The following is a 21,225-nucleotide window of genomic DNA, read 5'->3' on the forward strand; positions in this document are numbered from 1 at the left end:
GGGTGACGACGCCGGAACGGGCGTAGTTTCCCGGTGACCGCCCGACGCCGGGCGTGGCCACAGTGTCGTGGCGGCCCGGCCCCGGAGGTCCCGCACGTCCGGACCGAGACGAAGGGTGCGCACCCATGCGCTTGCGAGACCGTTCCAGACTCCGGCTCGTCGCCGCCACCTCAGGCGTCGCACTGGCCCTCACCTCCTTCACCGCGGCGACGTCGTCCGCCGCGTCGACCGACCCCGACGACCTCCGGCCGGCGGACACCCAGCCGACGGTCACCTCCCGGGACGAGGGCGCGAAGTCGCCCTCGAGCGCCCTGGCGACGACGCCGAAGCGCCTGCTGTCCCTGGACTCCGCGAAGAAGATCCCGGTGATGGTGAAGTACGACGTGGAGCCCGTCGCCTCCTACACGGGCACCGTGCCGGGCTACGACGCGACCAGCCCGTCCGTCACCGGGAAGGCGCTGCGCGGCAAGGACGCCGACACGCGCCGGTACCGCGGGTACGTCAAGGACCAGGCGCGGGAGATCACCGCGGACGTCGAGGCCGCCGTGCCCGCCACGGACGTCGTCGCGACGTACGACACGGTCTACGGCGGCGTCGCCGCGCTGGTCCCCGGCAACGAGATCCCCGACCTGCTGAAGGTGCCGGGCGTCGTCGCCGTCCAGGAGAACACGCTCGAGAAGCCGCTCACGGACTCGAGCCCCGCGTTCATCGGCGCGCCCGCGGCCTACGAGGCGCTCGGCGGCGACAGCACCGCCGGCGACGGCCTGGTGCTCGGCAACATCGACACCGGCGTCTGGCCGGAGCACCCGTCGTTCGCCGACGACGGCGACCTCGCCCCGTACGACGGCCCCGCCGTCCCCTGCGACTTCGGCGAGGACCCGACGACGCCGGGCGACGACCCGTTCGTCTGCAACGACAAGCTGGTGGGCGGCTACTCGTTCACCGACCTGTACGACCAGCTCAACCCCGACGACTACCTCTACCGCGGCACGGCGCGCGACGCGGAGGGCCACGGCTCGCACACCTCGAGCACGAGCGCGGGCGGCGTCGTCGAGGACGTGCAGACCATCGGGCCGGAGATCGCGCGGATCCAGGGCATCGCGCCCGGCGCGAAGATCATCGAGTACAAGGCGCTCGGCCCGGGCGGCGGCTACACGTCCGACCTGGTCGGGGCGATCCAGCAGGCCGTGGTCGACCAGGTCGACGCCATCAACTACTCCATCTCGGGCGGCACGACCGTGGGCGACCCGGTCGAGCTCGCGTTCCTCGGCGCGTACGACGCGGGCGTCTTCGTCGCCGCATCGGCCGGGAACGACGGCCCGGGGGCCGCGACGGCGAACCACGTCAGCCCGTGGCTGACGACGGTGGCGGCCTCGACGCAGGACCGCGAGTTCTCGTCCACGATCTCGCTCACCGCCGGGAACGGCGACGTCTTCACGACCGACGGCGCGTCGATCGTGGCCGGCGTGCACGACCCGCTCCCCGTCGTGCAGGCGAGCGCCGCGCCGTACGGCGACGCGCTCTGCCGGGAGCCGGCCCCCGCCGGCACCTTCGACGGGAAGATCGTGGTGTGCGTGCGCGGCGAGAACGCCCGCGTGCTCAAGGGATACAACGTCGCGCAGGGCGGCGCGGCCGGCATGATCCTGGTCAACCCGTCGCTCGCCGACGTCGCCACCGACAACCACTTCCTGCCCGCCGTGCACGTGGCGGACGGGACGGACCTGCTGGCCTTCCTCGGCGCGCACCCCGACGTCAGCGGGTCGTTCACCGACGGCGCGCCGGCCCAGGGCCAGGGCGACGTCATGGCGGCGTTCAGCTCCCGCGGGCCGGCCGGCCCGTTCGTCAAGCCGGACGTCACCGCGCCGGGCGTGCAGATCCTCGCGGCCATGACCCCGACCCCGATGACCCCCGAGGGCGGCCCGGCCGGGGAGTACTACCAGGCCATCGCGGGCACCTCGATGTCGTCGCCGCACATCGCCGGCGTCGGCCTGCTGCTCAAGGCCGTGCACCCCGACTGGACGCCGGGGCAGATCAAGTCCGCCATCATGACCCAGGCCACCACCGACGTGGTCAAGGAGGACCTGACCACGCCCGCCGACCCGTTCGACATGGGCGCCGGGCGCGTCGACGTCGCCGCGTCCCTGAACCCGCCCGTGACGATCTCGGACACCACGGCGAACTTCGCCGCGCTGGCCGCCGACCCCGTGCACGCGGTGGACCTCAACATCCCGTCGGTCAACGCGCCGACCCTGCCGGGCCGGGTCACCACCACCCGCACCCTGCAGAACACGTCGGGCCGCACGATCGTCGTCCGCCCGAAGGCCGAGGCCCCGGACGGCTCGAGGATCACGGTGAAGCCGGGCGTGGCGACGGTGCGCGCCGGCGGGAGCGTGTCGTTCGACATCACGATCACGGACACCTCGGCGAGCGGCGAGCAGAAGTTCGGCGCGGTCACGTTTCGCACCCCGCGGGGCGACGCGCGGATCCCCGTGGCGTTCGTCCCCACCCAGGGCAACGTGACCCTGGACCAGTCGTGCGACGAGGCGTCGATCCGGGCGAAGCAGGACGTCACGTGCACCGTGACTGCCACGAACCTGTCGTTCAACGACCAGTCCGTGACGTCCACGACCACCGGCAAGGGCGCCCTCCAGGGCTCGCGCACCGTGACCGCGACGCTCAGCGGAGCCGAGCTGGGCGTGCCGGGCGTGGCCGACGTGCCCGACGGGTCCCCCGCCGGCTACCTCGACCTGGCGGCGTTCGGGATCGCCCCGACGTCCGTGGGCGACGAGTCGGTCGTCAACTTCACGGTGCCGGCGTTCGTCTACAACGGGCGCACGTACACGAGGGTCGCGGTGGACTCCAACGGCTACCTCGTGGCCGGGGGCGGCACGTCGCAGGACAACAACTGCTGCGACCTGCCGGGCGGCCCGTCGCCGGAACGCCCGAACGACGTCCTCGCGCCGTTCTGGACCGACCTCAACAGCGTGGCGGGCGACGGCACCGCCGCCGAGGGCGTCCGCGTCGGGTCGCTCACCGACGGGGTGAACAGCTGGCTCGTCTTCCAGTGGGACATGTACGTCTGGGGCACCCAGGACGCTCGCACCTTCCAGGTGTGGGTCGGCACCAACGGCACCCAGGACGTCTCGTTCACCTACCCCGGGCCCATGGCGGACCCGGCCGGTCAGGCGTTCCTCGTCGGGGCGGAGAACGCCGCCGGCGCGGGCGACATGGTCGCCGAGCTGCCCGACGGCACGGACAAGGTGGTCACGTCGACCGACCCGACCCCGGGCGGCACGCTCACCTACGACGTCACACTGCGTGGCGCACGACCCGGTGACGGCGTCGTGCACACGGAGCTCGTCGCCGACGAGGTGCCGGGCGTGACGGTCGTCGACACCCCCGTGAGGGTGACGCCGCCGAAGAAGCACTGACGGCGGCGGTCGGCAGCGGCCGGCGGCGAGGTGGGGGGACAATGGTCCCGTGCAGTGCCCCCACTTCGACGCCGGCCGCTGCCACTCGTGCACCCTCCTCGCGACGCCGTACCCCACGCAGGTCGCCGAGAAGGAGGCGCACGTGCGGGCCCTGCTCGCCGACGACGGCGTGGCGTGGCTGCCCGCCGTGACCGGCCCCGAGTCCGGGTTCCGCAACAAGGCCAAGATGGTGGTCAGCGGCACCGTGGAGGAGCCGGTGCTCGGCATCCTCGGCTCCGCGGCCGGGCCGTTCGCCGGCCAGGGAATCGACCTCACGGACTGCGGCCTCTACCCGCCCGCCCTTCAGGACGCGTTCCCCGCGCTCGCCGGGCTGGTCACGCGAGCGCGCCTGCAGCCCTACGACGCGACGTCGCCGTCGCGCGGCGCCCGCCGCCGCGAGACCCCGCGGGAGTCGGCGTGGCGCGGGGAGCTCAAGCACGTGCTCGTCACCCTGTCCGCCGACGGGGAGCTCATGGTCCGGTTCGTGCTGCGCAGCCAGGAGCCCGTCGCCCGACTCCGCAAGCACCTGCCTTGGCTGCTGGCCGAGCTGCCGCAGGTCGCGGTGGTGAGCGTCAACGTGCAGCCCGCGCACGCGGCCGTCCTCGAGGGCGAGCAGGAGATCGTGCTCACCGAGCGGCAGGCGCTGCCCATGCGGCTCGACGGGATCACCCTGCACCTGCGCCCGCAGAGCTTCTTCCAGACCAACACCGCCGTCGCCACCGCCCTGTACGCGCAGGCCCGCGAGTGGGTCGACGAGGTCGCGCCCGCGTCGCTGTGGGACCTGTACTGCGGCGTCGGCGGGTTCGCGCTGCACTGCGCGGCGCCGGGCCGCGCCGTCACCGGCATCGAGATCTCCGCGGAGGCGATCGCCAGCGCCACCACGACGCGGGACGAGCTCGCCCACCTGCCCGCGGACGCCGCCGTCGGCGCCCGCGACGCGGCGTGGTGGGCCGACGCCGTCCGCGACGTGCGGTTCGCCGCCGGGGACGCGACGACGTTCGCCCGCGACGGCGGGGCGCCCGCCCCCGAGCTGGTCGTGGTCAACCCGCCCCGGCGCGGCATCGGCGCCGACCTGTCGCGCTGGCTGGAGGCCTCCGACGCCACGCACGTGCTCTACTCCAGCTGCAACGCCGTGACCCTCGCCGAGGACCTGGCCCGCATGCCTTCCCTGCGGCCGCGGCGCGCCCGCCTGCTCGACATGTTCCCGCAGACCGGGCACTACGAGGTGCTCGTGCTGCTCGAACGGGCGGCCGCGGCCGCCTGAGCGAGGGCGGTCCCGGACGACCCGACCTGGCGTGCCGGGTCAGCAGGTCTGCAGCCAGCCCGGCCAGATACCGGTGCGCACCAGGGAGACCGACGGCGCGACGTCGGCCGGGGCATCCACCGTCACGTCGACCGTGGCGGCCTGGTAGTGCCGCGACGAGACGTACCAGCTGCCGTCACGGCACTCTCGCGCGCGCAGCCAGCCCCGCGACGTCGCGACGGAGACGACGTCCACCTCGTCCTGGTCCGGCGTCACGCGGAAGACACCGCGCAGCCCCGGCAGGTCCGCCTTGACGGTGGACCGCACCGGGTCCGGGTCCGGCGTCGGGGTGGGCGTCGGTGTGGGTGTCGTCGTCGGCTTCGACGTGGGGGTCGAGGTGGGGGTCGACGTCGGCGTGGGCTCGCCCGTCGGCGACGTCGTCGGGCTCGGGTCGGCCGTCGGCGTGGTGGTGGGCGTCGTCGGCGAGGTGGTCGACGGCGAGCTGGGCGTCGTCGTGCCCGGCGTCGTCGGCGGCGTGGTGCCCGGCGTCGCGGGCGTCGTCGTGCCCGGAGTGGTGTCCGGCGTGGTCGGCGGCGTCGTGGCCGGGGCGGTGGGCCCGGCGTCTCCGGGGTGCGCGGTCTCGCCGGCCGGGGGCGGGTCCTCGGGCACGGTGGTGGCGTCGGGCTCCGGGTCGGCCGGGGCCGCGGGCGTCGCCGCGCTGCCGGGGGCGGCGGCCTCGACCGAGGACGTCGGGGTCGGCGCGACCGGACCGGCGGCGGGGGAGCCCCCGCCGCCGCCGGCGAGCACGACGGCGGTGGCGACTGCCGCCACGGCCACCCCCGCGACGGTGCCGGCGGCGATCAGTCCGCCCTTGCCGAGGTGGGCGAGCTCGAGGACGGCCGCCTTGGCCCACCCGGCCACGACGGCGAACGCGGCGCCGACCGGGCCCGACCAGGCGAGCACCCCGGCGCCGGCCGTGCCGGCGCCGAGCGCGCCCACGACCAGGGGGGCGCTGCCCGCGACCGTGCCCGCAGCCGTCCCCGCCAGGAGGAGGGGGCCGGCGTCGCGCACGGCCCAGCCCGTCTCGCGGACGTCGATGAAGGCGCGCATGCAGCCCTGGCAGGCGAACAGGTGCGCCTCCAGCACCGTGCGCCGCACGGGCGAGAGCCGGTGGCGCACGTAGGAGTGCAGGGACCGACGCGTGTCCAGGCAGCCGGGCGGGCAGGCGCGGGCGTGCGCGGCCGCGAACGCCGCGGCCAGCCGCTCCTCCGCACGCCGCAGCCGGTGCAGCACCGCGCGGGCGTGCACGCCCAGCTCGGCGGCGATCGCGGCGGCCTCGCGGCCCAGCACGTGCCGGTCCCACAGCAGCTGCTGGTCGTCGAACGGCAGGGTGGCGAGCACGGTGCGCAGCACGGACGGGTCCACGCTCCCGGCGGCGCCCGGCCCGTCGGCGCGGCCCTCCGCCGTCGCGGCCTCGCGCATCCGCGCGATCGCGTCGTCGACGGCTGCCCGGCCCGCGGGCGCGTCGCCGTCGTGCGTCGTGGTCACGCAGCGCCCTCGTTCCTGCCGATCCGTGTGCGGTCCCGGCGCGGTCCCGGGCCCGTCGCCGGGGGACATGATCGCAGCGTCGTGCGGGGCGATGGCAAATCCCCTGGCGGCGATGCTGCCCGGCGGATCTTCTACTCGGGTTCCCCGGTCGTCGTGGGGTCGTCGGTGGGCGTCGGCTCGGTGGGCGTCGGCTCCGTCGTCGTCGGGTCGGGCGTCGGCTCGTCGGTCGGGGCGGTGGTCGTCGGGTCGGGGTCCGGCTCCGCGGGGGGCTCGGTGGTGCGGTCCGGCGTCGGCGTGCTCGTCGTCGGCGTGGTGCGCGTGGGCCGCGGCGTGGACGCGGGCGAGGTGGGCGTGGAGGTCGTCGGCGCCGAGGTGGTGCTGTCGTCGGCCGGCTCGACGACGGTGTCGCCGTCGAGGCCCGGGTCGGCCGCCTCCTCGGTCGGCGTCGGGGTCGCCGACGGGTCGCCGGTCGACTCCTCCGGGGTCGCGCCCGACGGGCCCGGCTCCGTCGCCCCGGGCCCGGAGGTCGCGCCGGGGGACGCCGGGAGCTCCGTCCGGGCCAGCGGCGTCGTCGACGACGGCGTGGGGGTCGGCAGCTCCGGCCCCTCCCCGCCGCCGCCGAGCGCGACCGCGACGGCCGCGACGGTGCCCGCGGCCAGGGTGCCGGCGGCGATGAGCCACGCCCGGCGGCCGTTCACCGACCGCGCGCCCGGCCGCCGCTCCCCCGGCAGGTCCGCGGCGAGCGGGGCGGCCGAGGCGGCATTGCCCGCGACCGCCGCCGGGCCGGCGTCGCGCAGCGCCCAGGCGGGGTCCCGCACGTCCACGACGGCGCGCAGGCAGCCCACGCACCCGACGAGGTGGTCCTCCAGCTCCGTCGCGCGGGCGGGGGCGAGGCGGCGGTGCGCGTAGTCGTCCAGGGCGAGGCGGGTGTCGCGGCAGCCCGGCGGGCAGTCGTGGGCGTGGGCGGCGGCGAGCGCGGCGCCCAGGCGTTCCTCGGCCCGCGCGAGGTGACGCTCCACCGCGCGCTGCGAGGACCCGTGCGCGCTCGCGAGGACGCTCGTCGCCTGGCGACGCAGGTGCCGGTCGCGCAGCAGGCCCTGGTCGTCGGGCGGCAGGGTCGCGAGCGCCGCGCGCAGGACGTCGGGGTCCGCGGTGCCGGCGGCGCCGGGCCCGCCCCCGCGGCCCGCCGCGGCGTCGACGAGGCGGATCCTGCGGATCGCGTCGTCGGCGACGCCGTGGTGCACGGGCGCGTCGTCGCCGTGGCTCGCGCTCACGAGGCGCCCCCGTCCCTGGTTCCTGAGCTGTCGGCGCGCCCCCCCTGGTCCGCGCTCGCGGGTCATGATGGCAGCGAACCGCGGGCGGAGGCCACCCTCGTCCACCACGACCGCCGAGGGCCGCGCCCGGAGGGACGGGCGCGGCCCCCGTGCTGGCGGGGTGCTGGCGGGGTGCGAGCGGTGCGACGGCTCAGGCGCGGGCGGGCGCGAGCGCCTCCACGTGGCCACGGCCGGCCAGGCCCATGAGGCGGTCCAGGGCGTGCATCTCGTCGGCGCGGTCGTCCTCCTGCGCCGCGGTGACCAGGGAGAACAGGTCCTTCGGGTCGTCCGGCTCGGCCACCATGTCGAGGTGCTGCAGCAGGCCGGCGGGCACGTCGTCGCGCACGAACCGCAGCGCGGTCCAGTCCTCCACCGCGAAGCCGACGGAGTCGAAGACGGTGACGGTCTGCTCGTCGGGGGCGCTGCGGTCGCCCGCGTGCCGGGTGAACGCCCCGCCCGGGCCCGCGGTGGCGGGGGCGCCGCGGCGGCCGTCCCGCCGTCCGGCCACGACCTCCCACAGCTCCGTGACGGCGAGGTCGGGAGTCTGCTGGATCTCGCCCTCGATCCGCGTCTGCGGCTCGTACTCGACGTACACGTCGGCGGCGCGCAGGATCGCGGGGTCCAGCTCCGTCTTGCCGGGGCAGTCGCCGCCGATGGCGTTGACGTGCACGCCCGGGCGGGCGAGGCGGAACACCATGTCGTGCGTGAGCACCGTCGCGTTCGCCTTGTCCGCCGTGCAGGTGGTGATGACGTCGGCGCCGGTGACGGCGTCCTCCCCGCTGCCCGCCTCGTGCACCTCGAACCCGAGGGCGCGCGCGTGCCGGGCGAGCTTGGCCTGCGCGCCCGGGTCGGTGTCCCAGACGCGCAGGTGCGTGATGCCGAGCGCCGCCCGCATGCCCAGCGCCTGGAACTCCGACTGGGAGCCCGCCCCGATCAGGGCGAGGGTCCGCGAGCCGGCGCGCGCCAGGTGGCGGGCCGCGAGGGCCGACGTCGCCGCCGTCCGCAGCGCGGTGAGCAGCGTCATCTCGGCGAGGAACGTGGGGTAGCCGTTGTGCACATCGGCGAGGACGCCGAACGCGGTGACGGTCTGGTAGCCGCGGGCCGGGTTGCGCGGGTGGCCGTTGACGAACTTGAAGCCGTAGGTGGCGTCGTCGGACGTCGGCATGAGCTCGATGACGCCGTCGCGCGAGTGCGACGCGATCCGCGGCCGCTTGTCGAGGTCCGGCCAGCGGGCGAAGTCGGCGGCGAGCGCGTCCACGAGGCGGCCGACGACGGCCTCGGGGCCGCGGTGCGCCACCCAGCGGGCGGTGGACGCGACGTCGAGGAACGGGACCGTGGTCATGCGCGGGCCTCCGGGTTCGTCGTGGTGGTCGTCGTGGTGGTCGGGGCGGGGCGCAGCTCGAGGGTGCAGCACTTCACGGAGCCGCCGCCCTTGAGCAGCTCGGACAGGTCGACGCCCACGGGCTCGAAGCCGCGCTCACGCAGCCGGGCGTGCATGCCGGTGGCGCGGTCGGTGAGGAAGACGTGGCGGCCGTCGGACACGGCGTTGAGGCCGAGCACGGCGGCGTCCTCGGGCGTGGCGAGGATCGCGTCCGGGTAGCGCTCCGCGAGCACCGCCCGCGACGCGGGGGTGAACGCCTCGGGGAGGTAGGCGATCGTGGCGGGCGCGGTGCCGGCGTCGAGCACGGCCAGCGCGGTGTCGAGGTGGTAGTAGCGCGGGTCGACGAGCTCCAGGGTCACGACCTCGACGCCGAGCAGTGCGGCCACCTCGGCGTGCGCCGCGCGGGAGGTGCGGAAGCCGGTGCCGGCCAGCATGACGTCGCCGGCGAGCAGCAGGTCGCCCTCTCCCTCGTTCTGCTCCGCGGCCTGGCCGAGGCTGGTGACGCCGTCGCCCGCGGCGGCGAGCCACCTCTCGTAGGCGACGCCCTCCGGACGCCGCTCCGGGTACGTGAACCGGGCCGCGAGCGCGCGGCCGCCCACCACGACGCCACCGTTGGCCGCGTACACCATGTCGGGGAGCCCGGGCACGGCGTCGATCACCTCGACCCGGTGCCCGTAGGCCTCGTACGTCGCCCGCAGGTGCTCCCACTGGGCGAGGGCGCGGCCGGTGTCGACCGGCACGCCGAGGTCCATCCAGGGGTTGATCTCGTAGACCACGTCGAAGTACGTGGGCGGGCACATGAGGAAGCGGCGCGGGGTCGCCGTGCGCTCCTCGGGCTGGGGAACCGTGGCCGACGTCGTCGTCGGGGTGAGGGCCGTCATGTCCGGGACGCTAGGGCCGCGGACGTTGTGCCGGACGGGCGATCCGTTGCGCGTCCCGGGAGCAGACCTGGCGGATCGTGCGCGCGGGCTGAAGAATCCGAGGTATGGACGCGCTGAACCGCCGCATCGTCGGGCACCTGCTTCGCGACGGCCGCGCGACCTACGCCGACATCGGCGCCGACGTGGGCCTGTCCGCGCCCGCAGTGAAGCGGCGCGTGGACGTCATGCTGGCGCGCGGCGAGATCACCGGGTTCACGGTGCGGGTGGCGCCCGAGGAGCTCGGCTGGGGCGTCGAGGCGTACGTCGAGCTGTTCTGCCGCGGCAACGTCTCGCCCGCCACGCTGCGCCGCGACCTGGCGACCATCCCGGAGATCGTGCGGGTCGACACCGTCACCGGCGAGGCCGACGCGATGGTGCAGATCATGGCGGGTGGCATGGCCGACGTGGAGCGCACCGTGGAGGCCATCCGCGCCAGCGCCCGCGTGGACAAGACCCGCACGTCGCTGGTCATGACGCGCGTCATCGACCGGCCGCCGCGCCCCGGATCCCCCGCCGCCGAGCCCGGCGCCGGCTCCCCGGCGGCGATCGCGCCGGCGCCCACGAGCGAGGCGTGACGTGCGGGCGCCGCGGCGCGTCGCCGGCCTGCTGGCCGCGGCCGCCCTGGCGCTCGCCGGGGCGTGCACCGCGTCCGACGGGGCCGACGGGTCCGACACCCTGCCCGACGGCGTCGCCGGGCACCTGACCGCAGAGCTGCGCCAGGAGCGCACCCAGTACGCCGACCGGCGCGCCGTGGTGCACGTGACGAACGGCTCGGGCAGCACGGTGACGCTGCTCGGCGGCGCCCTCGATGCGCCCGGCTACGGCCCGAGCAGCCCCGACGGCCACCACCGCCCGCGCACGCTCGCTCCCGGCGCAGGCCGCGACGTGCGCATCCGGCTGGGCGACGTCGACTGCGACGCCGCCGCGCCCGAGCGGCTGTCCGGCGCGGACGCCCAGACCATCCCGGTCGCGACGGCAACCGTCCGGCTCGCGCCCGGCGAGGCGGACGACGACGCGGGCCCGGGCGACGGCTCGGGGACCGAGGTCGTGCTGGACGTCACCGACCCGCTCGCGCGCCTCGCCGCCGTGCACGCGGAGACGTGCGCCGAGCAGCTCGTCGCCTCCGGCCTCACGCTGCGCGTCATCGACGTCCGCGCCGCGCGGGTCCGTACGCCCGACGGCGTCGCCGACGGTGGGCGCGTCACCCTCGCCGCCGACCCCGTACCCGGCGGCCCCGACGTCCGCCTGCTGCAGGTCGCGGGCACCACCCTGCTCTCCCCCGCCGCCGGGCACGCCTGGTTGGGCGACGACCTGACCCCCGACGCCGACGGCCGCGTCGTCCTCGAGCTCGTGCCCGCCCGCTGCGACCCGCACGTCGTCGCCGAGGACAAGCGCGGAACGTTCCTGCCCGTGCACGCCGAGGTGGACAGGCAGCGGCAGCCGGAGATCTACGTGCCCATGACCGACGCGCAGCGCGCCGCGACCTACGACCTCGTGCACGACGCCTGCGGCTGGGACTAGCGCCTCCGCGACCCCGGAGACGACCCGAGGTGGGCCGGTCCGCTCGGACCGACCCACCTCGGGCGGTGGTGGTGTTGGTGTCAGCCGCGGCCGGGCTTGCCGCTCGCGGTGACGTCGATGCTGGAGGTGGCGCTGGCCGCCTCGGTCGCGGCGTCGCCGGAGTAGCGCACCTCGACCTTCACGGTGCCCTTGTCGAACGGCCCGACGACGAGCGTCGCGGCGCCGTCGGCGAGGTCGGCGCTGTCGAGCACGCGGCCGCCGACGACGGCCTCGACGGTGCCGGTCGGGGTGGCGCCGGTCGGGGTGGCGCCGGCCGACGCGACGGTGACGTCGAGACGGGCGCGGTCCTTCTTGTGCTTGATGACCTGCGGGCCGTCGACGGTCACCGTCGCGGCGTTCTTCGCCACCTCGATCGGCACGGTCACCTCGGTGCCGGTCGCGGCGCCCGTGAGGGTGAGGGCGGTGGCGCCGGTCGGGGCGTCGGCCGGGAGCTGCACGGACACGGTCGCGGTGCCGATCGTGTCGTCGGGCGTGGTGCCCGCGGCGGTGGTCACGGCGGCGGTGCCGAGCACCGTGTCGCCGAGCGAGACGGTGAGCTCGGGGTCGGTGACGTCGCCGGGCGCCGACATCGACCAGGAGGAGACGTCGAAGGAGACGGTCGCGCCCGGGGTGTACGCCTCGGGGGCGTCGGCCGGGAACGAGACGCCGACCGCGCGCTGGCTCGGGTCGACGGCGAGCGCGCCGTCGGCCGTGTGCGAGGCCATGTAGTCGACGAACGCCGCCAGGTCGGCCTTGCCGGTGTCGCGGGCGCCGGAGCCGTCCGCGAACGCGCGGAAGTTGTCGCCGCCCGAGGCGAGGAACGAGTTCACCGTGACGGAGTACGACGCGGCCGGGTCCAGCGCCACGCCGTCGAGCCACATGCCGGTGATGCGGTCGCCCTCGGGGCGGCTCGCGTCGAAGGTGGAGGTGAACCCCTCGGAGACGCCGAGGCGCAGGAACGGGCGCGACGGCACGTTGCCGTCCTTGTCGCGCTGCCACTGCTGCTCCAGGACGGTCTTGATCTGCGCGCCCGTGAGGCGCATGTTGACGAGCGTGTTGGCGAACGGCTGCACGGCCGCCGCCTGCTTGTACGTGAGGGTGCGCGGGAAGGCGCCGGTGCCGGTGCCCACCATGTCGGCGCGCAGGCCGCCCGGGTTCATGAACGCGATCTGCGCCGCGCCGGACTCCGGGGCCTCCGTGGCCCACCGCTGCACCTCGGCGACGAGGTTGCCGAGCGTGGACTCGCCGCCGCGGTTCTCCGCGCCGGACGACAGCTTGGCCCGGTTGAAGGCCCCGCCGATCTGGCCCAGCGGCTCCGCGCCGAGCACGTCGGCCTCGGCGACGGCGTCCGACACGATCGACGTGACGGCCGGGTCGGCCGGGTAGTTGCCCGCCAGCGGCAGGACCGCCGTCGTCACGCCGGCGACCTCGCCGGTCGCGGCGTCCACCGAGTAGTTGAGCTGGTTGAGGTTGTAGCCGTACTGGCCCGCGGAGACGACGGGGCGCTCCGTCACGGCGCGCCCGGCCCACTCGGCCACGGGGAACTTGCAGTCGTAGGCGAGGTGCGTGTGCCCGGAGACGATCGCGTCGACCTCGGGGCTGACGTCGTTGACGATGTCCGCGAACGCGTTGTCCGCCGTCGGCATCGCGGCGCAGCTCGTCGACTCCGCGCCCTCGTGCACCAGCATGACGACGACGTCGGCGCCCTCGGCCTTGAGGTCGTCGGCCTCCGCGTTCACGGAGTCGACGATGCCGCGCACGTCGACGTCCGCGATGCCGGCCGGGCTGACGAGCGCCGGCAGCTCCTCGGTGACGGCACCGACGAAGCCGACCTGCACGTCGCCGAAGTCCTTGATCCACGTGGCCGGGACGGCGTCGTCGCCCGTCGCCTTGACCTTGAGGTTCGCCGCGACGTACTGCCACTGCGCGCCGCCGTACGGGTTCGTCTCGGCGTCGTAGGGCGCCATGACGCGGTTCAGGAGGTCGTCGTAGCCCTGGTCGAGCTCGTGGTTGCCGACGGCCGACACGTCGAGGCCCGCCTCGTTGAGGGCGTCGATCGTGGGCTTGTCGTGCTGGATGAACGACTCGAACGTCGAGGCGCCGATGAGGTCGCCCGCCGCCGCGAAGACGGTGTTCGGGTTCTCGGCGCGCAGCTGCTTCACCGCGCCGGAGAGCACGGCGGCGCCGGCCTCGGTGCCGTTCGCCTGGATGCGGCCGTGGAAGTCGTTGGTGGCGAGGATCTGGACGTCGACGATCGGGTCGGCGCTGGCGGACACGGCGCCGGCGGTCGCGATCCCCGCGAAGGCGAGGGTGGCGCACGCGACGCCGGCGGTCCGCCGGCGAGCGAGGGGACGGAGGATTGGCATGGGTGCTCCCTGATGTGCGGAGATACCTGTGCGGCGGTATCGGTGCCGAGGTATCAGTGGCACCGTAGCGGCGTCCGGCGACGCCGTCGTGGCTACCCGGGTAACGATCAGGAAACCGTGGCGTCCTCGCTGGTGGCGCCCGCCGGGGCCGGGGCGACGACCTGCTCGACGGCCGGCTCGCTCAGGTGGCCCGTGCGCCGCAGCCACCACTCGGCGAGGAGTGTCGTCAGGGGCGGGACGGCGGCGGCGAGCGCCACCAGCGTGCGGAACCACCCCCAGCGCAGCCGCACCGCGGCGACGAGCGCGACCACCACGTACGCCAGGAACGCCGCGCCGTGCAGCCGGCCGAACAGCCAGACGCCCGCGTCCGTCGTCTCGGTGACGTACTTGAGGTACATCCCGACGAGCAGGCCCGCCCAGGTGAACGCCTCGATCACGGCGATCACGGCGTACACGCGGCCGGTGCGGGATAGGGGCTGGCGGGTGGGCGTCGGGGACGCGGCGGGCATGGCGGACCTCTCGGGCGGTGCGGGACGGCGGTGCGCTCAGTCTGCCCGACGTGCGCCGTCGTCCCGCCCGAGGAGGTGACAGCCCGTCGGCACCGCTCGGCGCGGCGTGTTCGGGGCCGGGTCAGGCCAGCGGGCCGAGGGCCGCGCGCCGGTCGGTCCCGGCGAGCGCGGCAGCGAGGGCGGGCGAGTCGAGCACGTCGACCAGCCGCTTCTCCTCGTACCGGAAGTGCGTCTCCATGACGGCGTCGATGCCGTCGAGGTGCCGCTCCAGGGTGACGGCGTCGGCCTCCGCGTCGACGGCGCGGGCCAGGTCGCCCAGCAGGTGGTCGAGCATCGCGTGGTCGCGCTGCAGCTCGTCGACGACGTCCGCGAGGTCGGGGCGCAGCTCCAGCAGGGTGGTGAAGACGCTGGTGTCCTCGCCGCGGTGGTGGCCCTCCAGCGCCTGGCAGAAGCCGTGGCAGTACAGGCCGAGCCGGCGGCGCGGGTCGGGCGACGGGGCCGCTGCGCCGTCGTCGACGGCGTGGGCAGCGGTGTCGTCGGCGCTGTCGTCGGCGGAGGGGGCCACGGCCTCGCGCGCCAGCTCCAGCGCGTCGCGCAGCCGGGCGTGGACGGAGCGCAGCTCCTGGCCCCAGGCGACGAGGCGGGCGGCGTCGGACGACGTGCCGGCGGGGGTGGACGGGGTGGGCGGGTTCGGGTGCTCGGGGTGCGGGAGGATCACGATGCGGCCGAACCTAGCAGCGGCACCCAGCAGCGGCACCCAGCAGCGGCACCGCCCGGGGGTACGGTGACGGCCGTGCCCGACACCCTCCCCGCCGCCGACCGTTCCGCAGACCACCCCGCCGTCCACCACATGGCTCCCGACCACACCCCCCTCATCGGGGCGCCCGACGACGACCTGCTGCACGTCATGAGCTTCAACGTGCGCTGCGCCATCGACGACACGCTGCCCGGCACGCCCGACCACTGGCCCGACCGCGCGCCGCTCGTCACCGAGCTGCTGGCCCGCGAGCGCCCGATGCTCCTCGGCGTCCAGGAGGCGCGCTTCGCCCAGCTCCAGGCCGTCACGGGCGCGCTGGGCGACGACTACCGGTGGGTGGGGCACGGCCGCGAGGGCGGCGCCGCCGGCGAGCACTCGGCGATCGTGTACGACGCGCGCCGGCTCGAGCTGCTGTGGTGGGACCAGTACTGGCTGTCGGACACGCCGCGGCTCGCGGGCTCCACCTGGGACCACCTGTACCCGCGGGTGGTCACCTGGGCGCGGTTCCGTGACGGGCGCACGGGCCGCGAGCTGCTGCATGTGAACTCCCACCTCGACCACGAGTCCGACGACGCCCGGGAGCGCGGCGCGCGGGTGGTGCGCGCCGAGATCGAGGCCGCGGGCCTGCCGGCCGTGTTCACCGCGGACACCAACGCCCCCGCGGGCGCCTCCTCCCCCTACGACGTGCTCGTCACCGAGGGTGGCCTGCTCGACACCTGGCTGGACGCGGCCGACCGCCACGGGCCCGACGTCGGGACGTTCCCCGACTACGGCACGCCGCAGCCCGGCGCCGAGCGCATCGACTGGATCCTCACCACCCCGGACAGCGAGGTGCACGCCGCGGCCATCAACACCTGGACGAGGGACGGCCGCTGGCCCAGCGACCACACGCCCGTGCAGGCGCTGCTGCGCCTGGGCTGACCTGCCGCGCGACCGTGGCCCGGCGGAGGAACCGCCTGGTCACGGCGCCGTCGTCCGCCGTCCACCTGGCGTCCGCCGGGCGGTCACGCGCGACCGATGGGATGGTCGGGCAACGGCCACCCCGGGCCGCCCACCCTCTGGAGGACGACATGGACCACCGCAGCTCCGCCGCCCCCACCGGCATCACCCGACGCAGCGCCCTCACGGCCGCCGGCGCCCTCGGCGCGCTCGGCGTCACCGGCGCCCTCGCCGCCCCGGGTGCCGCCGCCACGACCGCCACCCGCCGGGGCGAGGGCGCGCTGATCGGCCCCGCCAAGGGGACGACGCTGCACGCGATGAGCTTCAACATCCGGCTGGACCGCGAGGACGCCACGCACCCCGGCGAGCCCGACCACTGGCCCGACCGGGCACCCCTCGTGTCGGAGCTCCTCGCGCTGGAGCAGCCCACGATCCTCGGCGTGCAGGAGGCCGAGTTCCAGCAGCTCGCCGCCGTCGAGCGAGGGCTGGGCAAGCACTACCGCACGGTGGGCTACGGGCGGTCGGGCGGCGCCGACGGCGAGTACTCGGCGATCTTCTACGACGCTCGCCGGCTCACGCTGCTGTGGTGGGACCAGTTCTGGCTGTCCGACACCCCCGACGTCATCGGCTCCGCCACGTGGGGCAACACGGTGACCCGCATCGTCACCTGGGCCCGGTTCCGCGACGAGCGCACCGGCACCGAGCTCGTGCACGTCAACTCGCACTTCGACCACCAGTCGGAGCACGCCCGCGTGCGCAGCGCCGAGGTGGTGCGCGACCTGGTCGCCGGGTTCGGCCTGCCCGTCGTCTTCACCGCCGACTGCAACGCCCCCGCCGGCCGGTCCGCGCCGTACGGCGTGCTCGTCACCGACGGCGGGCTGCTCGACACGTGGACGTCCGCCGACCGGCGGCTCACCCCCGACGTCGGGACGTTCCCCAACTACGGCGCCCCCGTGCCGGGCAACGACCGCATCGACTGGATCCTCGCCACCGGCGGCGCCGACGTGCTCGCCGCGACCATCAACACCTGGACGAAGGACGGCCGCTGGCCCAGCGACCACACGCCCGTGCAGACGCTGCTGCGCCTCCCCTGACGCGGGTTCGCCCGGTGCCGCCGCGGCCGATGAGTCCGGCGGCCCGGGGGCGTCCACCCGTGCATGACACCCGCGACGACAGCTGACGTCGGCCCCGCCGACGGCGACGCCCTCGGCCCGGAGCGGTTCGCCGTGGACGGCGACCTGCGGCTCTGCTACCAGGCCGTCGGGGACCCCGCCGACCCGACGGTGCTGCTGGTGGGCGGCGTCGCGTCGTCGATGGACTGGTGGCCCGCCGACCTGTGCGCGGCGCTCGCGGCCCGGGGGCGGTACGTCGTGCGCTACGACCACCGCGACACCGGCCGGTCGACCACGTGCCCGCCCGGCGCGCCGGACTACACGGGCCGCGACCTCACCGAGGACGCGCTGCGGGTGCTCGACGACCTGGGCGTGCACCGGGCGCACCTGGTGGGCCTGTCGATGGGCGGCGTCATCGCCCAGGAGCTCGCGCTCGAGCACCCGGACCGCGTCGCGGGGCTCACGCTGGTCGCCACGAGCCGCGCCGTCCGCGGCCCTGGCGACGCGGACCTCCCGCCGTCGGTGCCCGAGCTGCACGGCCTCTGGGACGGACCCACCCCCGACCCGACGGACACGGCCGCGCTGGTCGACGCCGCCGTCGCGGAGGACCGCGCGCTCACTGGCCGGGGCGACTTCGACGAGGCGCGCACCCGCGCCGTCGCGACCCGCGCCGTCGCACGCTCCCTCGACCCGACCGCCGGGACGAACCACTTCGCCGCGGAGCCCGGCGAACCGTTCGCCGGCACGCTCGCCGACCTCCGCGTGCCCACGCTGGTCGTGCACGGCACCGAGGACCCGCTCTTCCCCGGGCACGGCGCCGCGCTCGCGGCCGAGATCCCCGGCGCGCGGCTGCTGCTGCTCGACGGCGTGGGCCACCAGTCCCCGCCGCCGTCGTCGTGGGACGTGCTGCTGCCCGCCCTGGTCGAGCACACCCGGGAGCGCGCGGGCGGGTAGCAGGAGCAAGATGGGCGTCATGTCCTCCTTCTCCCTCACCGCCTGGGGCCACGCCGGCCTCCGCCTCGAGCGCGACGAGCGCGCGCTCGTCATCGACCCCGGCACGTTCACCGACCCGCGCGTCCTGGACGGCGCCGATGCCGTGCTCGTCACCCACGAGCACGTCGACCATGTGGACGTGCCGCGACTGGTCCCCGTCCTGACCGCCGGCCCCGGGCCGGACGTGTGGGGCCCGCAGCCCGTCGTCGACCTGCTGGCCGAGGCGGGCGCGCCCGCCGACCGGCTGCACGCCGTCGCCGGCGGGGACGCGTTCGACGCGGCCGGGTTCGCCGTCCGGGTGCTCGGCGAGCGGCACGCGACCATCCACCCGGACATGGCCCCGCCGGCCAACGTGGCCTACCTGGTGGACGGCGCGCTGCTGCACCCGGGCGACTCGTTCACCCCGCCGCCCGCGGGCACGCGCGTGGAGGTGCTGGCCCTGCCGGTGGCCGCGCCGTGGCTCAAGCTCGCGGAGTCGGTGGACTACGTGCGCCAGGTGGCGCCGCGCACCGCCGTCCCGATCCACGACGCGATCCTCAACGACGCCGGCAAGGCGCTCGTCGACCGGGTGGTCGGCGGCCTCGCCGACGGCGTCGCCTACCGCCGCCTCTCCCTCGGCGAGCCGCTGGAGGTCAGCCGCGGCTGAGCGGCAGGACGTCGGCCAGCGGCGCCTGGAGCTCCGCCAGGCCGCCGGCGGGGCGGAACCCGAGGGCCACGTTGATGGCGAGCATCGGCGCGTTGGTCTCGTTGTTCCACGTGGAGATCCGCCGCGTGGCCGGGCGCAGCCGCGTGTGCTCCCGCAGGTTCACGCCCTTGAGCAGCGTCCCGAGCCGGTGGCCGCGGTGCGCGGGCAGCACCACGGTGCTCTCCTGCTCGGTGAGCTCGGGCCGGTCGTGGGCGAACATCATCCGCGTCACCCCCGCGAGGGTGCCCGTGCCGACGTGCTCCGCGACGGTGACGAGGCCGGCCATGCCCCGGTCGGCCCGCTTCGCCTCCTCGTCGCGGATCCGGCGCGCGTCCCAGTGCTCGGCCTCCAGCGCGAGTCCGCCGTTCGGCTCGTCCTCGGACAGCTTCTGCTCCAGGGCGGCCAGCTGGTCGACCCACACCTCGGGCGCCGGCTCGAGCCAGGTGTGCAGGCGGTAGTCCTCCCCCGCGGCCGCTGCCGCACCCGCCACGATCTCGTCCACGACGGCGGCGGGCAGCGGGACGTCCAGCACCGACCGTCGGCTGACGAGCTCCAGCACCAGGCCCGCGCGCCGGGCGAAGCGCACGCCCGGGAGGTCGGCGGACACCCGGCCGTCGCCCTCGGCGGGCGTGAGCGCCGCGGGGTCGTCCGCGGCCGGCTCGGTGGCGAGCTCGACGACCGCGAGCACCGTGGCGCGGCCCTCCGTGAGCGCGACGCGCCGCAGCCGGTCCGCGACGGCGGAGCCGATGCCCCGCCCGCGGTGCGTCGGCAGGACGGCGACCCGCGCGATGACGAGGTGCCGGTTGTCGGTGACGGGCAGCAGCAGCACGCCGTGGCCGACGACGCGCGGCGTACCGCCCTCGTCGTCCTCCACGGCGACGAGCCGGTACCGCCGGGTGTGCTCCTGGTGGAGGTCGCCCGCCAGGAGGTCCAGGGCGCGCGGAGGCAGGTCGTCGTGGCCGAGGTCCGCGAGAGCGACGGCCCGCTCCAGCGCGGCGATGCCGTGGTAGGCCCAGGCCTGGGCCGAGTCGAGGCGGTCGGCGAGGGGTGGCTCGAGGAGGCGCCACGTCGGGGTGGCGGCGGGGGTGCTCATGCCCCCACGGTCCGCCGGGGGCGGGCGCCGCGCCACGCCTTTTCGGCCCGCTGCCGTCGCGGGCCGGGCGTCGTGCCGCGTAGGGTGCCTGACCGTGACGACCGAGACCCCCCTGCCGGTGACCACGGGCCGCCTGGTCCTGCGCGCGCACCGCGCGGAGGACCTCGAGCCGCTGCTCGCCTACTACGCCGACCCCACCGTGGCCCGCTACCTGCTCGAGGAGCCGTGGACGCCGGCCGTCGCGGAGGCGCAGCTCGCCAAGCGCCTCGCCCGCACCGCCATCGACGAGCCAGGCTCCGCCCTCGCGCTGGTCGTGGAGCACGACGGGGTGGTCGTCGGCGACGTCGCCCTGTGGACGACGGGCGACACGGTCTCCCGCGGCGAGATCGGCTGGGTCTTCCACCCCGACCACACCGGCCAGGGCTACGCGACGGAGGCGGTGCGCGCCGTCCTCGACCTCGCGTTCGACTTCTACCGGATGCACCGCGTGGTCGCGCAGCTCGACGCCCGCAACGAGGCGTCCGCCCGGCTCTGCGAGCGCGTGGGCATGCAGCGCGAGGGGCACCTCCGCGCCGACTGGTGGTCCAAGGGCGAGTGGACGGACACCCTCGTCTACGGGGTGCTGAAGGGCGACCGGGCCGCCTGACCCGCCGGGCGGTCCTGCCCCGCAGACAACCCCCGGCCGCCCGGGCGCGTCTATGAGGCGTGACACCACGACAAGGGCAGTGCCCATGACGAGCGAGGGCGCGATGCCGCGCCTCCACGAGACGAGCGACGAGCGGTTCGGGATCGTGACGGCGGGCACGTCCGCGGCGGAGCGCTTCACCGCGTTCGCCGCGGCGAGCACGCCGGCACTCTCCCGGATCGCCTACCTCCTGAGCGGCGACGAGCACCGCGCAGGAGACCTGGTCCAGCTCGCGCTGGAGCGGACCTACCGCGCCTGGGGGCGGGTCGAGGACGGCGACCCCTTCGCGTACGCGCGCCGCGTGATCGCCACGGCGCGCATCGACGGGTGGCGCCGCACGCGCCGCGACGTCCTCTCCGACCCCGCGGACCTGCGCCCGGCGCCCGTGCCCGACGGCACCCGCACCGTGCTGGACCGCGACCGGCTGGTCCGGGCGCTGCGACAGCTCCCGGAGGCGCAGCGACGTGTCGTCGTCCTGCGCCACCTGCTCGACCGCTCGGAGGCGCAGACCGCCGACGAGCTCGGGATCTCGGTCGGCTCGGTGAAGTCGAGCGGGTCCCGCGGCCTGACGCGCCTGCGGGAGCTGCTCGGGGCCGACGGCACCGACGACGAAGCGACACCGACGAGGAAGGGGACGGTCCGATGACCCTC

The 21,225-nt window shown here is 75.9% G+C and carries 18 protein-coding genes; 10 read left to right on the forward strand and 8 right to left on the reverse strand.

The annotated features are described in order from the left end of the window. Nucleotides 1-125: 125 nt before the first annotated feature. The gene (locus tag ACWF41_RS02495; RefSeq protein ID WP_380317183.1) at nucleotides 126-3,431 is read left to right on the forward strand and encodes a S8 family serine peptidase; all 3,306 of its coding nucleotides are present in this window, start codon (nucleotides 126-128) and stop codon (nucleotides 3,429-3,431) included. Between the two features lie 49 nt (nucleotides 3,432-3,480). Next, nucleotides 3,481-4,734: a 23S rRNA (uracil(747)-C(5))-methyltransferase RlmC gene (rlmC, locus tag ACWF41_RS02500; RefSeq protein ID WP_380317180.1), complete on the forward strand. Its 1,254-nt coding sequence runs from the start codon at nucleotides 3,481-3,483 to the stop codon at nucleotides 4,732-4,734. 39 nt (nucleotides 4,735-4,773) lie between these two features. On the opposite strand, the gene ACWF41_RS02505 is transcribed toward rlmC, so the two are convergent. The 4 genes from ACWF41_RS02505 to ddaH all read right to left on the reverse strand — a co-directional run bounded on the left by ACWF41_RS02505 (nucleotide 4,774) and on the right by ddaH (nucleotide 9,836). Then, the gene (locus tag ACWF41_RS02505; protein ID WP_380317177.1) at nucleotides 4,774-6,261 is read right to left on the reverse strand and encodes a zf-HC2 domain-containing protein; all 1,488 of its coding nucleotides are present in this window, start codon (nucleotides 6,259-6,261) and stop codon (nucleotides 4,774-4,776) included. Between the two features lie 131 nt (nucleotides 6,262-6,392). Next, entirely contained in the window at nucleotides 6,393-7,535 is a 1,143-nt protein-coding gene (locus tag ACWF41_RS02510; protein ID WP_380317175.1) for a hypothetical protein, read from the reverse strand. 190 nt (nucleotides 7,536-7,725) lie between these two features. Continuing rightward, complete coding sequence (locus tag ACWF41_RS02515; RefSeq protein WP_380317172.1) at nucleotides 7,726-8,916, reverse strand: ornithine cyclodeaminase; 1,191 nt, start codon at nucleotides 8,914-8,916, stop codon at nucleotides 7,726-7,728. Next, complete coding sequence (gene ddaH / locus ACWF41_RS02520) at nucleotides 8,913-9,836, reverse strand: dimethylargininase (protein WP_380317169.1); 924 nt, start codon at nucleotides 9,834-9,836, stop codon at nucleotides 8,913-8,915. The genes ACWF41_RS02515 and ddaH overlap by 4 nt, the downstream gene beginning before the upstream one ends. A 104-nt stretch (nucleotides 9,837-9,940) precedes the next feature. On the opposite strand from ddaH, the gene ACWF41_RS02525 reads away from it, so the two are divergent. Together ACWF41_RS02525 and ACWF41_RS02530 are read left to right on the forward strand one after the other, a co-directional pair. Then, a complete protein-coding gene (locus ACWF41_RS02525; RefSeq protein WP_380317166.1) occupies nucleotides 9,941-10,450 on the forward strand; it encodes an Lrp/AsnC family transcriptional regulator in 510 nt (169 codons plus the stop codon). Between the two features lies 1 nt (nucleotide 10,451). Then, nucleotides 10,452-11,396: a hypothetical protein gene (locus ACWF41_RS02530; RefSeq protein ID WP_380317163.1), complete on the forward strand. Its 945-nt coding sequence runs from the start codon at nucleotides 10,452-10,454 to the stop codon at nucleotides 11,394-11,396. 80 nt (nucleotides 11,397-11,476) lie between these two features. Here the strand turns inward: ACWF41_RS02530 and ACWF41_RS02535 are convergent, their stop codons facing one another. The 3 genes from ACWF41_RS02535 to ACWF41_RS02545 form a co-directional block, all read right to left on the reverse strand. Further along, entirely contained in the window at nucleotides 11,477-13,801 is a 2,325-nt protein-coding gene (locus ACWF41_RS02535) for a bifunctional metallophosphatase/5'-nucleotidase (RefSeq protein WP_380317161.1), read from the reverse strand. A 107-nt stretch (nucleotides 13,802-13,908) separates the two neighbouring features. Further along, nucleotides 13,909-14,310 (reverse strand): DUF3817 domain-containing protein, encoded by a 402-nt coding sequence (locus tag ACWF41_RS02540; protein ID WP_380317158.1) that lies wholly within the window; start codon nucleotides 14,308-14,310, stop codon nucleotides 13,909-13,911. 121 nt (nucleotides 14,311-14,431) lie between these two features. After that, nucleotides 14,432-15,067 (reverse strand): hemerythrin domain-containing protein, encoded by a 636-nt coding sequence (locus ACWF41_RS02545; protein ID WP_380317155.1) that lies wholly within the window; start codon nucleotides 15,065-15,067, stop codon nucleotides 14,432-14,434. Between the two features lie 36 nt (nucleotides 15,068-15,103). Between ACWF41_RS02545 and ACWF41_RS02550 the strand changes: the two genes are divergently transcribed. The 4 genes from ACWF41_RS02550 to ACWF41_RS02565 all read left to right on the forward strand — a co-directional run bounded on the left by ACWF41_RS02550 (nucleotide 15,104) and on the right by ACWF41_RS02565 (nucleotide 18,757). Continuing rightward, entirely contained in the window at nucleotides 15,104-15,988 is an 885-nt protein-coding gene (locus tag ACWF41_RS02550) for an endonuclease/exonuclease/phosphatase family protein (RefSeq protein WP_380317152.1), read from the forward strand. A gap of 149 nt (nucleotides 15,989-16,137) precedes the next feature. After that, complete coding sequence (locus ACWF41_RS02555) at nucleotides 16,138-17,100, forward strand: endonuclease/exonuclease/phosphatase family protein (RefSeq protein ID WP_380317149.1); 963 nt, start codon at nucleotides 16,138-16,140, stop codon at nucleotides 17,098-17,100. Between the two features lie 63 nt (nucleotides 17,101-17,163). Next, nucleotides 17,164-18,072: an alpha/beta fold hydrolase gene (locus ACWF41_RS02560; protein ID WP_380317146.1), complete on the forward strand. Its 909-nt coding sequence runs from the start codon at nucleotides 17,164-17,166 to the stop codon at nucleotides 18,070-18,072. A gap of 19 nt (nucleotides 18,073-18,091) precedes the next feature. After that, nucleotides 18,092-18,757, forward strand: coding sequence for an MBL fold metallo-hydrolase (locus ACWF41_RS02565; protein ID WP_380317143.1), 666 nt, complete (start codon nucleotides 18,092-18,094; stop codon nucleotides 18,755-18,757). Here ACWF41_RS02565 and ACWF41_RS02570 read toward each other — a convergent pair. After that, nucleotides 18,744-19,889 (reverse strand): GNAT family N-acetyltransferase, encoded by a 1,146-nt coding sequence (locus ACWF41_RS02570; protein ID WP_380317140.1) that lies wholly within the window; start codon nucleotides 19,887-19,889, stop codon nucleotides 18,744-18,746. The genes ACWF41_RS02565 and ACWF41_RS02570 overlap by 14 nt on opposite strands. A gap of 94 nt (nucleotides 19,890-19,983) precedes the next feature. On the opposite strand from ACWF41_RS02570, the gene ACWF41_RS02575 reads away from it, so the two are divergent. Then, complete coding sequence (locus tag ACWF41_RS02575; RefSeq protein ID WP_380317137.1) at nucleotides 19,984-20,535, forward strand: GNAT family N-acetyltransferase; 552 nt, start codon at nucleotides 19,984-19,986, stop codon at nucleotides 20,533-20,535. An 85-nt stretch (nucleotides 20,536-20,620) separates the two neighbouring features. Next, the gene (locus ACWF41_RS02580) at nucleotides 20,621-21,220 is read left to right on the forward strand and encodes a SigE family RNA polymerase sigma factor (RefSeq protein ID WP_380317134.1); all 600 of its coding nucleotides are present in this window, start codon (nucleotides 20,621-20,623) and stop codon (nucleotides 21,218-21,220) included. Nucleotides 21,221-21,225 lie beyond the last annotated feature (5 nt).

Source organism: Isoptericola sp. NPDC055063 (assembly GCF_053608125.1).

What these genes read in the sequence shown, in the direction of transcription:
- ACWF41_RS02555 (WP_380317149.1), top strand. Translation starts at nt 16,138, where the DNA reads ATGGACCACCGCAGCTCCGCCGCCCCCACCGGCATCACCCGACGCAGC.
- ACWF41_RS02580 (WP_380317134.1), top strand. Translation starts at nt 20,621, where the DNA reads ATGACGAGCGAGGGCGCGATGCCGCGCCTCCACGAGACGAGCGACGAG.
- ACWF41_RS02515 (WP_380317172.1), bottom strand. Translation starts at nt 8,916, where the DNA reads ATGACCACGGTCCCGTTCCTCGACGTCGCGTCCACCGCCCGCTGGGTG.
- ACWF41_RS02525 (WP_380317166.1), top strand. Translation starts at nt 9,941, where the DNA reads ATGGACGCGCTGAACCGCCGCATCGTCGGGCACCTGCTTCGCGACGGC.
- ACWF41_RS02535 (WP_380317161.1), bottom strand. Translation starts at nt 13,801, where the DNA reads ATGCCAATCCTCCGTCCCCTCGCTCGCCGGCGGACCGCCGGCGTCGCG.
- ACWF41_RS02565 (WP_380317143.1), top strand. Translation starts at nt 18,092, where the DNA reads ATGTCCTCCTTCTCCCTCACCGCCTGGGGCCACGCCGGCCTCCGCCTC.
- ACWF41_RS02540 (WP_380317158.1), bottom strand. Translation starts at nt 14,310, where the DNA reads ATGCCCGCCGCGTCCCCGACGCCCACCCGCCAGCCCCTATCCCGCACC.
- ACWF41_RS02570 (WP_380317140.1), bottom strand. Translation starts at nt 19,889, where the DNA reads ATGAGCACCCCCGCCGCCACCCCGACGTGGCGCCTCCTCGAGCCACCC.
- ACWF41_RS02560 (WP_380317146.1), top strand. Translation starts at nt 17,164, where the DNA reads ATGACACCCGCGACGACAGCTGACGTCGGCCCCGCCGACGGCGACGCC.
- ddaH (WP_380317169.1), bottom strand. Translation starts at nt 9,836, where the DNA reads ATGACGGCCCTCACCCCGACGACGACGTCGGCCACGGTTCCCCAGCCC.
- ACWF41_RS02495 (WP_380317183.1), top strand. Translation starts at nt 126, where the DNA reads ATGCGCTTGCGAGACCGTTCCAGACTCCGGCTCGTCGCCGCCACCTCA.